The 13,857-nt window shown below is 57.4% G+C and carries 13 protein-coding genes; 5 read left to right on the forward strand and 8 right to left on the reverse strand.

Translation table 11 applies throughout. The features are described 5' to 3' along the window. The first annotated feature begins 328 nt into the window (after positions 1–328). Together WX88_RS30795 and WX88_RS10650 are read left to right on the forward strand one after the other, a co-directional pair. Entirely contained in the window at positions 329–1,198 is an 870-nt protein-coding gene (locus tag WX88_RS30795; protein WP_052732570.1) for a septal ring lytic transglycosylase RlpA family protein, read from the forward strand. Positions 1,199–1,332: 134 nt separating this feature from the next. Continuing rightward, entirely contained in the window at positions 1,333–3,786 is a 2,454-nt protein-coding gene (locus tag WX88_RS10650; RefSeq protein ID WP_046244358.1) for a penicillin acylase family protein, read from the forward strand. Positions 3,787–4,248: 462 nt separating this feature from the next. On the opposite strand, the gene WX88_RS10655 is transcribed toward WX88_RS10650, so the two are convergent. The 5 genes from WX88_RS10655 to WX88_RS10675 form a co-directional block, all read right to left on the reverse strand. Further along, entirely contained in the window at positions 4,249–4,881 is a 633-nt protein-coding gene (locus tag WX88_RS10655) for an SDR family NAD(P)-dependent oxidoreductase (protein ID WP_046244359.1), read from the reverse strand. Between the two features lie 82 nt (positions 4,882–4,963). Next, positions 4,964–5,353, reverse strand: coding sequence for a DoxX family protein (locus WX88_RS10660; RefSeq protein WP_046244360.1), 390 nt, complete (start codon positions 5,351–5,353; stop codon positions 4,964–4,966). Positions 5,354–5,463: 110 nt separating this feature from the next. Further along, positions 5,464–6,024, reverse strand: coding sequence for a hypothetical protein (locus WX88_RS10665; RefSeq protein WP_046244361.1), 561 nt, complete (start codon positions 6,022–6,024; stop codon positions 5,464–5,466). A 36-nt stretch (positions 6,025–6,060) separates the two neighbouring features. Continuing rightward, positions 6,061–6,603 carry a peroxiredoxin family protein gene (locus tag WX88_RS10670; RefSeq protein WP_046244362.1) on the reverse strand — a complete coding sequence of 181 codons (543 nt, stop codon included), beginning with the start codon at positions 6,601–6,603 and terminating at the stop codon, positions 6,061–6,063. A gap of 214 nt (positions 6,604–6,817) precedes the next feature. Beyond that, positions 6,818–7,684, reverse strand: a complete 867-nt coding sequence (locus WX88_RS10675) for an AraC family transcriptional regulator (protein ID WP_046244363.1) — start codon at positions 7,682–7,684, stop codon at positions 6,818–6,820. Between the two features lie 607 nt (positions 7,685–8,291). Between WX88_RS10675 and WX88_RS10680 the strand changes: the two genes are divergently transcribed. Then, entirely contained in the window at positions 8,292–9,344 is a 1,053-nt protein-coding gene (locus WX88_RS10680) for a TonB family protein (protein ID WP_197076746.1), read from the forward strand. A gap of 73 nt (positions 9,345–9,417) precedes the next feature. On the opposite strand, the gene WX88_RS10685 is transcribed toward WX88_RS10680, so the two are convergent. Continuing rightward, entirely contained in the window at positions 9,418–9,741 is a 324-nt protein-coding gene (locus tag WX88_RS10685) for a hypothetical protein (RefSeq protein WP_046244365.1), read from the reverse strand. 512 nt (positions 9,742–10,253) lie between these two features. Further along, on the reverse strand, positions 10,254–10,967 hold the full coding sequence (locus WX88_RS10690; RefSeq protein ID WP_052732571.1) for a C40 family peptidase: 714 nt from the start codon (positions 10,965–10,967) through the stop codon (positions 10,254–10,256). 331 nt (positions 10,968–11,298) lie between these two features. Between WX88_RS10690 and WX88_RS10695 the strand changes: the two genes are divergently transcribed. Together WX88_RS10695 and WX88_RS10700 are read left to right on the forward strand one after the other, a co-directional pair. Beyond that, entirely contained in the window at positions 11,299–11,649 is a 351-nt protein-coding gene (locus WX88_RS10695) for a hypothetical protein (RefSeq protein WP_046244366.1), read from the forward strand. Between the two features lie 324 nt (positions 11,650–11,973). Continuing rightward, positions 11,974–12,813, forward strand: coding sequence for a hypothetical protein (locus WX88_RS10700; protein WP_046244367.1), 840 nt, complete (start codon positions 11,974–11,976; stop codon positions 12,811–12,813). A 117-nt stretch (positions 12,814–12,930) separates the two neighbouring features. Here WX88_RS10700 and WX88_RS10705 read toward each other — a convergent pair whose 3' ends face one another. Beyond that, positions 12,931–13,857: an AraC family transcriptional regulator gene (locus tag WX88_RS10705; protein ID WP_046244368.1), complete on the reverse strand. Its 927-nt coding sequence runs from the start codon at positions 13,855–13,857 to the stop codon at positions 12,931–12,933.

Consider the following 13,857-nt stretch of genomic DNA (forward strand, 5'->3'; position numbering starts at 1 on the left):
CACGGCGGAGCTATCGGTTAAGGCATTACGAAAATTTCGGGACTTTTGCAACCCGGTTTCGAAGAGCGCTGGCGAGGGCAAGCCCGAATTTTATACCCGTCGCATAATCTAATTTTGGTGCCTGTGCAATAGCTCAAGCCTTGTTCCGCAAAATATACTTTGAAGCATCCTTACGGCTACTTTCCGGGCTAACATAAAGATTAATTAAATGCAAGTTTTCTTATAAAAAGACAATTTCAGAGTCGATTCGATTAGTAAGCTGAGCAGATTTTTAGCAATGGTTTCGGGGGTAGGCCTATGTTTGTTTCGCTCACCATCTGCGAATCGCATGATTTTATTTCGTCGCCTTACAGTACCCGTCCTTTCCAGCCTGCTCTTTTCTCTGCTGACTTTACTGGGCGCTCCGGCGCACGCCACCAACCCTGGCACCAAAAAAGCAGCTGCTACTACCACCGCTACTACCGTGTTGCGGGGCCGGGCTTCCTGGTATGGCAGTTACTTCCAAGGACGACGCACTACCAGCGGCGAGCGCTACAACCGGTTTAAATACACCTGCGCCCATAAAACATTGCCCTTCGGCACTCGTCTGCGGGTCACGAACGTGAAAAATGGCAAGTCGGTCGTGGTACGGGTATCTGACCGCGGCCCATTCCGGCACCAGCGAATTCTTGACCTTTCCGAAATCGCAGCCCGGCCGCTTGGTATCACGGAGTGCGGTGCGGCCACAGTAGTGGCGGAAGTAGTAACCGCCGATATCCCCCTGGGCCCGGCTACCACGCCCGAGAACCTGGCGGCCCTTTATGCCGCCGACCCCGAGCCTGACGCTGCTTTTACGACCTACGCGGTGCCCGCCGCAACCGATTCGGCGGCTGCTCCGGCAACGCCCGCCCTCGTCGCCGCTTCTACGGCCACCACGGCCGAGGTAATTACGACTGCGGAATCGGTGGATTGCCCCGCAGGCTTCCTTATCCAAGCCGGCTCCTTCATTGATGCAGCCAACGCACAAGCTGTGCAAGCCCGCATCAAATCTTTGATTCCAGATGTGCAGGTAGAAATCTCCCACGACCTAGTTGATGGCCGGCAACGCAGCCGTGTATTCGTTGGCAATTTCAGCGACCGCCCCGAAGCCGAAGCCATCCGAAAACGGCTCATGTTGCTAGGTATTGGGGGCTTGGTGCGCGAGGTAGCTTTGCGGTAGTTTTTACCTAACGATTAGCATTTATCATTTAACATGCGCGTCGCCTGGGTAGGTGATGGTGGCAGTTGCCGGCATTTTTGTTACTTGCCGACATTCGCTCCAAAGGCTGTTCTCTGTTAAATGACACTCGCTAAATGATAAAAGCACTGCTGGCGCTGGCCATCAGCGTTACCCTCGTCTGGACCCTTGACACCAAGCACGGCGACCTGCCGCCTTTTGGCAAGCTGCTGAGCCCGTACCGCGGCTTCTGGCAAAATGGCGAAGCGAAAGGCGACTTTCCCGCCCAGCAAACGTTAGCTTTGCCCGGCTTGCAACAGCCCGTGACGGTGCGCTATGACGACCGTCGCGTGCCGCACGTTTTCGCCCAGAACGACCACGACCTGTACCTTGCCCAAGGCTACCTCACGGCCCGTGACCGCCTTTGGCAGATGGAGTTTCAAACCTACGTGGCGGCTGGGCGGCTTGCCGAAATTGTAGGCCCGGCCCGGCTGGAAACCGACCGGTTTTTCCGGCGCATGGGCCTGCCTTTTGGTGCCGCGAACTCCTTGAAAGTGATGATGGCCGACCCCACCACCCGCACGGTGCTGGAGGCGTATTCGGCTGGCGTCAATGCTTACATCAGTCAGCTCACTCCGGCCACGCTTCCCTTCGAATATAAGCTGCTCGACTACCGGCCCGAGCCCTGGCAGCCGCTGAAATGTGCCCTGCTACTCAAGTTAATGGCCTGGGACCTGAGCGGCCGCACCGACGATTTGCGCATGAGCAACATCCTGAGCAAATACGGCGCGGCTATCACCAAAGACCTGTTTCCGGACTACCCCACGCGGGAAGACCCCATCGTGCCAGTGGGTACCCCGCTCGATTTTAAGCCGCTGCCCGTGCCGACTGTACCCAAGTCCTTCGAGGCAGCATACACCGCCAACCAGCTGCACACCGAGCCCGACGCCGAGCTAGGTTCCAACAATTTTGCGGTGAGCGGGGCCAAGTCGGCCTCGGGCTACCCACTGCTGGCTAACGACCCGCACCTGCAGCTGAACCTGCCCAGCATCTGGTACCAAATTCAACTGAGCGCACCAGGCGTAAATGTGTACGGCGTCACCATTCCCGGCGCGCCGACCATCATCATCGGGTTCAATGAAAACACGGCTTGGGGCGTAACCAACGTGGCCGCCGACGTCCTGGACTTCTACCAATTAAAGTTCCGGGACCAGACGCGCCGCGAGTACTGGCACGACGGCCGTTGGAAACCAGTGCGCCGCGTAGTGGAGCACATCAAAGTACGCGGGCAGCCCGACCGGCTTGATACCGTACTCTACACTCACCATGGTCCGGTGGTGTACGACAAACCTGAGAAGCCTTTCCTGCCCCAGACGCCCATCGCGCACGCCATGCGCTGGACGGCCCACGACGGCGCCAACGAAGTACTGGCCTTCTACCAATTGAACCGGGCCCGCTCCTACCCCGACTATACCGCCGCGCTGGCCAACTACGGCTCCCCGGCCCAGAACTTCATTTTTGCTGATAACGAGAAGGATATTGCCATCTGGCCCAACGGCCGCTTCCCGCTGAAGTGGCGCGACCAAGGCAAGTTCATCCTTGATGGCTCTGATCCAGCTTACGACTGGCAAGGTTGGATTCCGGCGGCCCAAAACCCGCACGTGCGGAATCCGGCCCGAGGCTTCGTGAGCTCAGCCAACCAATTTTCGGCCGGCCCCGACTACCCCTATTACCTGAACTGGACCTACAGCAACTACGAGCGCGGCCATCGTATCAACCAGCGTCTCAATGCAATGAGCCAGGTAACACCCGACAGCCTGCGCCAACTGCAAAACGACGTACTCGACCTCAACGCCCAGCTCATGCTGCCCCGAATGCTGGCTCTGGTTAGCGACCCAGCCGTCGGAGCCACCCCACTTGCCGCCAACTCCCCCGAAGGCCAGGTACTGGCCGAAATGCGCCGTTGGCGTTACCAATACACTGCCGATGCCATCGGACCCAGCGTATTCAACCTGTGGTACAACGACCTGGTAAGGCGCCTCTGGGAAGACGATTTCAGCGCCAAAGGCACGGGCCTGGAGATGCGCTACCCCGCCCGCGACCGCACCAACAACCTGCTGCTGAACGAGCCCGCCTCGCCCTGGATTGACGACCGCCGCACCCCGGCCAGGGAAACCTTGCCGCAGCTGGCACTGCAGAGCCTGCGCTTCGCCACCGATTCGCTCACCCGTAAGTTCGGGCCGCTCTCGCCCAAGTGGCGTTGGGCCAGCCAGAAAGGCACCGACGTGCTCCACCTGCTTCAGCTCAAAGGCTTCGGCCATATGGACGTAGACTGCGGCGGCGGCGCAGGCATCGTGAACGCCACCTCGGAGCGAAATGGGCCGAGTTGGCGCATGGTGGTGGCGCTGGGCCCCCAGGTGCGGGCCTACGGCGTATACCCCGGCGGGCAAAGCGGCAATCCGGGCTCGCCATTTTACAACAACTTGCTGGAAACCTGGCGCGTTGGTCAGCTCGATGAACTGGTGTTTTTGCGCTCGGCACAGGAGCCAAATCCGCGGGTAGCTACTGCATGGACCTTGCAGGGAAAGTAGCTGGAGCAGACCAATCAGTGATAATGTGCTGCTAAATAAGCCACAGGCCCGACTTCTTGATTAAGGTAGTATCGGGTATCGGGACGGTGAGGGATGTTCTCAGAAAACGGAAAACATAGCACGCTAAGGCTTGAGAAGCGAAGTTTGAATTTCGGCCTTTACATCTTGGAAACGGGCTTTGAAATAGCTTACCGTAACGTTACCGCCTCGCTGCTAGAAGAAGGCCAACGAACGCAAGCAGGCCGGCGAGCTGGACCGGAAAAACCCGTACCACCTGAGCCCATTGACCCGCATTACCATCCCGCGCACGTGGCAGAAAAAGAAGTAGCCCCGACCACATGAACGGGCCAAGGCTACACAGGATGAACTCGAAGGCGCTCCTTTAGGAAGATTAAAAATACAGAAATCTTACCCAATAGGCAACCCTTTTATCACAGTATCTCGTGCTACCCCCTAGTATTGCTAAAGCTCGTGTTCCAGCCGGTCACGGTCCGTATGCATGGCCCAAAAATGGTGGGCAATGTTAGCAGGGTTGTGCACCGCGTCGGCCTCGTTGACAAAGCCATTAACTTGCAACACACCCACGTAAATGCCTTTCGGAGCCAGGGCTTGTGCGAGGCTGCCGGCCAGGTTGGCTTCGCCGGCCTTGCCAATGGCCAGCGAGGCGTAAGCCGGGTGCGGAAACTTGGCCAGGCCGCCGCCCGTCACCAGTACGCTGCCCTGGCTGGCTTCGAGTTGGGGCAAGGCGGCTTGCACAGCCGTCAGCAGGCCCGCCACGTTCACGGCGAAGTCCTGGGCCAGGCCTTCCGCCGTTTCGGCCAGCACGTCGGTGGCGCGGGCCACGGCGGCGTTGTAGTGCAGCACCCGCAGTTCACCGAGGCCGCCGAGAGCCGTCCGCAGCTCGGTGGGCTGGCTGATGTCGGCCACCACCGGCGTGGCGACGATGCCCGCCGCGCCCAGCTCGGACGCCAGAGCCTGCAGCTTGTCGGTGGTCCGGGCTACGAGCACCACCTCGTAGCCTTGCCGGCCGAACTGATGGGCCACGGCCTGGCTGATGCCGGGGCCGGCTCCAATAATTGCAATAACGTTTTTCATGGGGCTGGCGAAGTTGGGGTGTAGTGGTAGCCGCTTCCAGCCAGGAATGGCTAACAAATTAAGTCAGCAACACGGGGCGCGCTTAACGCCCCGTAGCGGCGGGTTTGAGCGCGTCTTTTTGGTGGATAAACCAAGCCCAGGCAATCAGGACAAACTGAAAAGGCAGCCGGATGAGGGCCAGTTTATGACTACCGATGGCCGGGTGCTCCCGGAAAACATCGAGCACGTGCAGCGGCAGGTAAGCCAGCATCAGTACGAGGATGAGGAGCGTGGCCGCCGCACGAAAGCGGGGAATCAGCGTGCCGAGGCCAACGACGATTTCCACTACGCCGGAAGCGAAAACAACGGCGCTCTGAGGCAGAAAATTGGGCACCATTGGCACGTAGGCCGCGGGGCTCGTAAAATGCACGACCCCGGCCCCCATCATCATAACGCCGAAGAGCACGGTGAGAATTTTTTTGGCGAGTTTCATGCAGCAAGGGTGGAAGAGGAAATGGTGATTTGAAAAAAACCGAAACGATGAGGGGAACCGTCGCCGGTGGCAGGACGCGGCAGCGGCCCCCGGTAGCTGTTTGCCGGCGGCTAGAACGAGTAGCCCAGGTGCACGGCCCCGAACGGCAGCAGGGGCTTCACGTCGTAGGACAGCCCGCCCAGACGCTGCGTTTTATCGTCTACATACACGTAGGTGAGGCCAGCCCAGGGCATGAGGTAAAAATTAGACTGACCCACGTAGTATTTGTAGCCGAAGCGCGGTATAAACAGGCCCGCCGTGTACTTGCGCGTCTGCCCGGCTACCCGGTCATCAGAAAGCTTGAAGTTCGAGACACCGGTTTGCAGGCCGACGAAAAACGCCGAGCGGTCAGCCGACAAGGAGCGGTGCAGAAAGGCCGTGTAGCCTGACTTGAGCTTGAGTGTGGTGGAGCCAGGGCCGGGGTCAATCGCCAGTTTGACCAGCACGTTGGGAAATTCCAGCGAGAACGTGGCTGCCCCGATTAACCAGCGCTCGTTTAACTGGTAACTCAGGTTACCCGAGTAGCCTTTGAAGATGTAAGTGGAAGGGTCGATTTCCACGTTGAAGCGGGTGGTTTGCGCCCGCAACTGCGCGGGCATGGCGAAGGCAAGCAGCAACAGCAATTTTTTCATGAGTTTCCAAGAGTTAACGAAACAGTGAAAAGAGACTTAACGGGCCGCGAACGCCTTCACGTCGGCCAGGGGCAAAAAGTCACCGGAGTATTTGCCGTAGTAGGCCGTCGCCACCTGGCCCGCTTCGTCAATCAGGAACTCGGCCCCGATGAGCGTTTTCGGTCCGACGTCGGTGGCCCCGTTGAAGGGCAGCTTCTTGCCCTTGTTCATTTGGCCCAGGCCCCCGTGAAAGAGCAGGCCGCTCATGAGCTTGCCCACCGAGCTTTCGGTGTCGTAGAGCTTATATAGCCTGCCTTCCGGGTCGGGTAGCACAGTGGGGTACACGGGCTGGTCGGCCAGGTACTTGCGCAGGTTCGGGGCTTGGCTCATGTACACGGCCAGCGCCACCACGCCTTTGCTTTTGAGGTAAGCACTTTCTTTTTCTACTTCGTGAAAGCGCACGTTGCACACGGGGCAGCCGGCGGTGCGGTAAAACGCGAGCCAGACTTTCTGGCCGCGCAGCGCGGCCAGGCTCACGGGCTTGCCGTAGGCGTCCTGCGCGTTAAAATCGGGGGCGGGTTGGCGGGCGACTAATTTCATGGAGTTGGTCGGTTAGGTAATGGCGGAGGGTGCCGCCTCCCAGCAGGGCTGGGGCGAGCAGCACGGGTTAGAGAAAAGCGAGTGGAGTGGTGGGCGGGGGAGCGGGCGCATGGCGGAACGAGGGCGAGTTAACGGCACAAAGTTGGCCGGCGTCTCCCCCTCCCCGAAATGATGATTCTTCCCCACTATCGGCCAATTTTTCCCGACACAGGCTTTAAGCCGGCCCGAAGCCGGGCAGGTGCCGGGCGGGCGCAGCCCGCAGCTCGCCGGGGGTCAGGCCCAGGCTTTTCTTAAATAAGCGGCTGAAGTGCGACACATCCTCGAAGCCCAGTTGGTAGGCAATTTCTTTTACCGAGGAATCGGTGTAGAGCAGCAGGCGCTTGGCTTCAAGCACCACCCGGGCATGGATGACGGCCAGCGGGGTTTGGTTATTGTACTGCCCGAAGAGGTTAGCCAGCGTTTTGGGCGACTTGTGCAGCAGCTCGGCGTAATCCTGCACCTGGTGCAGCCGACGAAAGTTTTTCTCCACCAGCACGTTGAATCGCCGCACGATGTCGAGGTCGGCATCCTGAAAGCCCGCGTGCAGGTTCTGCGCCTTCGCCAGGCGGTTCAGGGTCAGCAGCAAGCGTTTGAGCAAGGCCCGCAGCATCTCGCCCTGGATGGGGTCGCGGGCCTCGAACTCGCTGACGAAGAGCCGCAGCAGTAAGTCGACGGCCTCACTTTGGGCCGCGTCGGCCGCGATGGTCAGGAAGCCGCGCTGACCCCAGAATAGAAACCCGACGCACGACACCTCGCGGTCGTTGTCCTCGATGCAGTACAGGGGCTTGTCGAACTGCCAGCTCACCACGTCCCGCGCCCGCTCGAACCGAAAGGTTTGGTTCATGGTGAGCGGCGCGAAGCAGCCGGCCGGGAAAAGCTGCGGTTCACCGTCGAGCCAGATATACTGGTCCGGCCCGCGGTTCCACACCACGGTAAGCACCGCCTTGCGCGTTTCAGCGAAGAAACTATGCTCCAAGTGCGGCTCCCCGACGTTCAGCACCAAGTTGGCCTCGGTGAGCGGGTCATGGAAACAGTAATTCATCGGCGGGCGCACAACACTAAATGAATTTCCTAACGCTTTTTAACAAAGGTAGGCGCGCGCCGCCCTATCAAGCAGCAGGCAACGGGTGGCGGTGGTCGGAGCCGTAGGAGCGCGAGGTGAGGGCTTGCCAGGCGTAGGGCTTACCGTGTAAATCTGCCCCTTTGGAAGAGGATCCAAACCGGAAAAGTACCACGCCGGCCGAGACCTGGAGAGCAGCCAAAACCCACCCTTATTCCAAGACTCGGTTTAATAAGTCAAATTATGTAAAGGAATTTTTCTGCAAGTAAGCCAGGATTAATTCTGTTCTCTATCACCCCAAGGACACTATTTTATTCCGCTACTGAAATTTGGTCAACGTGCTATACTTCCCTGCCCCGAGAGCCCCCCAGCTAGCGCGGCTGCGGAACATCACGTGACCTATGGAGCGGTCCCCTCTCCCATAGCGTGAAGAGGGGCCAACGAACAACTTGTGCAGTGATTCCAAAATCCCTCTAGCAACCGGAAGCTTCGGTAAATTTGCGGCATGGCCCCCCGCATTATCGAGTCACCGTATATGGCCCATTGCCCGTCTTTCAAGCAGCTTTTCCAACTGCTCTTTTTTCCGCTTTTGGCCCTAGCCGCTCATCCCGTCGCAGCTCAGTATTACGTCCAGTACTCCGCCGATACCTCTCAGGTATACAGCTACGTGGAGCAAATGCCTGCCCTCCCCAAGGGCGGCGGCAACCTAGCCTTATTGAAGGCTATCCAGAAGCAGGTGCAGTTGCCCGTTGAAGTGCGCGAGGGCCGCGTAGAAGGTCGCGTTTTCGTGCGCGTGGTGATTGGGGTGAGCGGCGTAGCGCGCCAAGCTACCGTAACGCAGAGCCTTAGCCCTGCCTGCGACGCTGCCGCGCTGGCCGCCGTACAGCGCATGCCACGCCTCGTGCCCGGCCGCTACAACGGCCAGCCCGCAGCAGTACTACTCACCATCCCGGTGATGTTCCTGTCGCCCCGCCACGTTTTCGCAGCCACCGAAGTGGCCCGGCCGGCACAGTTTCCCGGCGGCGACGCCGCCCTGGAGCAGTACCTGCAAAAGAACCGAGTGACGCCCGCCGAAGTCCGGCAGCGAGACTTGCAGGGTCGCGTCACCGTCCGCTTTGTGCTGAAACCTGATGGCCGGGTGGGCGCCAGTGAAGTCCTCACCTCGCTCTGCACCAGCTGCGACGAGGAAGCCCTTCGCCTAGTGCGGAATATGCCGCATTGGCAGCCTGCCCTCGGCTACGACGACCAACCCGTAGCCATGTATCAGGCTATCAACGTGTGGTTTCAGCCACCAGCGCCACCCGCCGGCACGGCACCCCCGGTACCTGAAAACCAAGTATATAGTCAAGTAGAGCAAATGCCCAGCTTGCCCGGCCGCACCGGTCCAAAGGCCCTGCAATCGGCGCTGCAAGAGCTGATTCGTTACCCAGAGTTCGCAACTAATGGCAACGGCCAGGTTAGCTTCGTAGTAGAGCCCGACGGCCGCGTGACCCGCCCGGTTATGCTCCAAAGCATCAGCGGCCCCATGGATGAGGCCGTGTTAGCGGCGACCCTGCGCCTGCCGCGCTTCGAGCCTGGCCGCCAGAACGGCCGACCGGTAGCTGTGCGCCTGGCCGTGCCAGTAGTAGTCGACATTCGTTGAGCCGAAACCCTTGCACGCAAAAAAGCGGCGGCTTCTCAGGAAGCCGCCGCTTTTTTATTAACTCAATTCTCGCTTATTTTTTGTCTTTGTTCTGGTCTTTGTCTCCGAGCTCAGGCTTGCCTTGCCGATTGCTCACATCATGAGCTTCGCCTTCGTGGTCGTCGTCGCCGGCGCGGTTGATGAGCACCACGGCTACCGCTGCCAGCGCGGCAATGCCCAATACCATCTGGGTGGGTGAGAAGCGCTGAGCAGCCTTGCGCAGCAGCACGCCGCCATGTTTGAGGAGGTCGTCCATATGCTCGTGCTGCCCTTGAAACACGTGGTAGGCACTCTCAAAGGTACGAGCGAGGTCTTCGGGTAGTATGTTTTCGAGTTGTTGTTCGATTTTGGCTTCCATAAAGAAGGTATTGAAAGGAGGAGGTAAAAGAAAATGAAGGCTCGGCCTCGGAAAAGACTGTACGCAAAAGTTGACGACCGGGCTACCTTTTTTCTCACATCAGCACAAATTACTTCACGTCAAGCTCGGCTATTCCTCTACTGACCAGTCGAACCTATCAGTACTTATTACCTGATGTTTAGTACTATTCAAACGCTGCTAATCCTGAGACATGCAGCGCACTTATCATGCCTTACAGCAGTAAGTGCTCGGCAGCAGGGCATGTTGAGTCACTTATTTAATTTAAGTTGGAGAATAGCAGCTTAGCAGTAGCAGAAATACTAGAACTGACTGCTTCCGCTACGTGGCTGTAACCCTACGCTGCCCTGTTTTTACCAACCTATTACAGTTACCCGGCTACGCCGAATCTGGGTTGTTTAACTTTTTGCAGCTATGGCGCTCAGAAAACAAGAAAGCGCCCGGCCACTTATCGGGACGGGCGCTTTTGCGTCAATTAATGCGAGTTGGCAGGTCTATTCTACTGCTGCCGTGGCTTCCTCCGCAGCCTGCACACGGCCCGCAGCGTAAAAGTTGCGGTGGTAATAGGGCTGTTTCAAAGAGCTGACCATTACGCCACCGTTACAAGCTGAGTGCGCGAACTTACCATCTTTCAGATAGATACCAACGTGGTAGATCGGCCCCCGGCCCCGGCGGAAAAATACCAAGTCGCCGGTTTTCATCTCGGCCTTGGCTACGTGCTTGGTTGCGGTGAACATTGAGCGCGAGGAGCGCTTCAGGGTGATGCCGTAGACTTCGTGGAATACACGGGTCACGAAGCCTGAGCAGTCGGTGCCGTGGCGCGAATTATTGCCGTAGCGGTAAGGCGTGCCTATCCAGTCAGTTACTGTGCGCAGTAGGTCCTTGTTTTCATCAAAGGCCAGGCGTAAGCCCAAGGTCTGGGCATAGTAATGATAGGTGAGCGAGTCGCGAGAGGCAGCCAGTTCGGCCGCCGTGGGCGCCCCGGGTTTTTCCACAGGCGTACCGGCGGGCGGTGTATTGGCAGGAGTACCGGCTTTCAGAAATTCCGAAGTAGGCTCATTCATCGTCATGTCCGGAAACAGCGATGCTTCGGCCACGGCCGGTGCCGCAGTGGCACGGACCGTCGCCGAAGCATCGGGCGAGCGTTCGAAGAAGAATGAGAGGGCTAGCGAGCCAGCGGCGAGGCAATACAGAATGGTGTGTTTCATTGTCCGTCGTTAGGTGTTGGGGCAAAATCCGGGTTCCTAGAAGGAAAAAAGAGCCGGGCTAGTAAATTTCTTAGGCGATAGGCAAGGCTTTGCGAAGCCGAGTGAAAAGGTGAGAAAAAGAGACTGTATCCGGTAATTTATATCGGTTGTAAAAAGGGTCGATGGGTAAAGCTAGATTAAACATTTGATAACCTCATCACTTTTGCTTAAAAAAAGCCAAATTTTGTTCATATATTATAAATTGATCTACAAAAAATAGTGTTATTGCTTGCAACCATACTTCGACAGCACTCGTGGCAATGCTTTCGAAATAGTGCTATATTCGTCCCGTATGCAAAATATCCGAACCTGGACTCGCTCGCCCTTGGCCCGCATTGCCCGAATGGTACTTGGTAGCCAGCGTGTTGCCATGGTCATTGGCAAAACCGTACACCTTAGTGGCACCTCTCGCGAGGACTTTCTCGCGGATGCCGAGTGGGTAGCTCACGAACAAGTGCACCTGCGCCAGTATCGAGAGCACGGCCTGTTGCCCTTTCTGTGGAAATATCTGGTTGAGTCGGCCCGCGTGGGCTACTACTATAATAAGTATGAAGTCGAGGCCCGTGAAGAAGCTCGCCGGGTGGTGCTCGCCAACCCCGACCACGTGCTGGTGCCCTTGCCCCGGCACGCCCGCAGGCCCTAGTTAGCCGCGCAGGCTCCGAGAGCATAACTGCTGGTGGGCTCAATGCCGGGCAGGATTTGCCTTCGCTACTAAATTATATCGTAAGCGGCGTTTGTGATTAGGATTTGATAAACCAGGAGCTTGAAACATGAGAGAAAGAATTTTGGGAGAGGAAGCAACGAGCTTTACTCGTTAACTCAGTGCGGTCAGCCTATTGCTTAGGTATAAAATATTGCTAATTAGTGCAACTAATGCTGGGTTACTTACGAATAAAAGCCTCCGTAGCCTGTGGGCCACGAATCTATTTACTCTCCTTTTCCACATTCATTCTTCCTCTCTCTTATCATGAATAATCAAGAAAACCAATTGGGTACTCCTATGCCCGGCGACGACGTCCGCGTACAAAATGCCGGTACTACCACGGGTAGCACGGGCCTCGGTAATGATGCCACGGTTTCCGGCAACTCCCGCAAATCGGGTTCGGCCGCTGGCCAGGCTCGGGGTGGTGCTGGGGCCCAAGGCGCTACTGGAGCCGCTGATACGCAAGCCAACGACCAGACCAACCAACAAAACGACAACCAAGGAGATAACCAAGGCGAAGGTCAACTGGGCAATAAGCTCCTCGATTCGGTCCTTAATAGCAGCAAAAAATGGGTTGAAGACACAGGCGTACTCAATAGCGTAAATCAATTGCCCCAAAACGTGAAGCAGTGGGGCTCGCGCGCTGCAACCCGAGTTGGCGATTTGAGCACGACCCAGAAAGTAGTGGGCGGAGCCCTTTTAGCCGTTGGGCTGGGCTGGCTGGCCCTGCGCAAAGGCAAGTCCGGCAAATCAGAGTCGCAATACAGCCGCCAGAGCAGCAGCCGCTACAGCCGTTCCGGCTACGGCTACCAGTCGCCCGATGCCCCATCGCGTCGCACCAGCGTAGGCAGCAGCCGTTCCGATAGCGGTTCCGCCTATGGCAACAGCGGCTCGGCCTACGGCAACAGTGGTGCCTATGGTGCTTCGGGGAGCTATGCCAGCGGCAGCAGCTACGGCGCTGGCAATAGCAGCGCTAGTAACGCTGGCTTAGGCGGCAGTTCCTCTGCTAATAACAATTCGGGCAGCGGCTTCGGCGGCTCCTCGTCTTCGTCCGGCGACTATGGCAGCCGCACTTCCGACAGCAGCTTCCGCAACATTGAGTAACCAGCTGGCTGCGTTACCAATGATTAACAGAAAAGCCCCGCTTCGGTCCGAAGCGGGGCTTTTCTGTTAATCATTGGGTAGAAATGACTTATTTATAGCCACTCCGCACTCTTAAAATTAGATATTCATCGCCGACTCGCGGCGGCGCATCTTGCCGGCTGGGATGCCAAACATCATCTTGAAACGACGGCAGAAATATGCGGTGTCTTTATAGCCTACTTCTTTGCCGATGTCGCGGATGCTTTTCTTGGTGGTACGCAGCAGGAACACGGCGCGCTCCATCCGCTGGTACTCAATGTAATCCTGCGGGTTAATATTGGTTAGCATCTTGAAGTACTGGCCCACGTAGTCCTCGCTCACGTTGGCCACGCCGCTCAGCACCTTGTTACTGAGGTCGCCGCCCAAGTTCTCCTTAATGTAGTTGAACAGGTCAATCAGGCGCGGGTCTTTGAAGTAGGTGCTGTTGGTAGCCAGCTGCTCTACAAACATGTTGTTGCGCAGCACGTAGCGCACCACTTCCACCACGATATTTTCGGTATAGATATTGATAAGACGCTCACGGCCAGGCAGGTCCTGAATGCTCTCTTCAACCACCTTAATCACCAGATTGGCTAGCTTCGACTGCCCGCTGATGAGGAAGGCCGGCACGTCGAGCGAGGCGAAGAAGTTCACCGAATCGAACACCTTGGCCTCGAAGCTCACAAAGCTGTGGCTTTCGTTGGCCTCGCCAATCAGGTCAAGGTTGTCGTTCGAAGTGAAGAACTTATCCTTGTTGGAAATTAGGTCGTCGTTGGTAATAACGCGATTCTTCTGGTCTTCTCCGTAGCTCACGCGGGTAGGCCGGCCACCGGGGATGAAGAGCATTTCTCCTTCTTCTACAACAGTCTCCTCATCTCCGAAAGTGAGGCGCCCCTTGTGGAGCAAGATGAGATTGTTGCCAACGTCGTAGGAGTTGCGGACGGTGAAGGGTTGGTGTAGTATCAGGTTCTTCGCTTTGATGTAGCGAACCCCCAATGACTCGATGACTTTATTGTAATCTTCCAT

The sequence above is a fragment of the Hymenobacter terrenus genome (assembly GCF_000972495.1).
Lineage (GTDB): Bacteria > Bacteroidota > Bacteroidia > Cytophagales > Hymenobacteraceae > Hymenobacter > Hymenobacter terrenus.

What these genes read in the sequence shown, in the direction of transcription:
- WX88_RS10675 (WP_046244363.1), bottom strand. Translation starts at nt 7,684, where the DNA reads ATGAATTACTGTTTCCATGACCCGCTCACCGAGGCCAACTTGGTGCTG.
- WX88_RS10685 (WP_046244365.1), bottom strand. Translation starts at nt 9,741, where the DNA reads ATGGAAGCCAAAATCGAACAACAACTCGAAAACATACTACCCGAAGAC.
- WX88_RS30795 (WP_052732570.1), top strand. Translation starts at nt 329, where the DNA reads ATGATTTTATTTCGTCGCCTTACAGTACCCGTCCTTTCCAGCCTGCTC.
- WX88_RS10705 (WP_046244368.1), bottom strand. Translation starts at nt 13,857, where the DNA reads ATGGAAGATTACAATAAAGTCATCGAGTCATTGGGGGTTCGCTACATC.
- WX88_RS10700 (WP_046244367.1), top strand. Translation starts at nt 11,974, where the DNA reads ATGAATAATCAAGAAAACCAATTGGGTACTCCTATGCCCGGCGACGAC.
- WX88_RS10660 (WP_046244360.1), bottom strand. Translation starts at nt 5,353, where the DNA reads ATGAAACTCGCCAAAAAAATTCTCACCGTGCTCTTCGGCGTTATGATG.
- WX88_RS10695 (WP_046244366.1), top strand. Translation starts at nt 11,299, where the DNA reads ATGCAAAATATCCGAACCTGGACTCGCTCGCCCTTGGCCCGCATTGCC.
- WX88_RS10690 (WP_052732571.1), bottom strand. Translation starts at nt 10,967, where the DNA reads ATGAAACACACCATTCTGTATTGCCTCGCCGCTGGCTCGCTAGCCCTC.
- WX88_RS10650 (WP_046244358.1), top strand. Translation starts at nt 1,333, where the DNA reads ATGATAAAAGCACTGCTGGCGCTGGCCATCAGCGTTACCCTCGTCTGG.
- WX88_RS10655 (WP_046244359.1), bottom strand. Translation starts at nt 4,881, where the DNA reads ATGAAAAACGTTATTGCAATTATTGGAGCCGGCCCCGGCATCAGCCAG.
- WX88_RS10665 (WP_046244361.1), bottom strand. Translation starts at nt 6,024, where the DNA reads ATGAAAAAATTGCTGTTGCTGCTTGCCTTCGCCATGCCCGCGCAGTTG.
- WX88_RS10670 (WP_046244362.1), bottom strand. Translation starts at nt 6,603, where the DNA reads ATGAAATTAGTCGCCCGCCAACCCGCCCCCGATTTTAACGCGCAGGAC.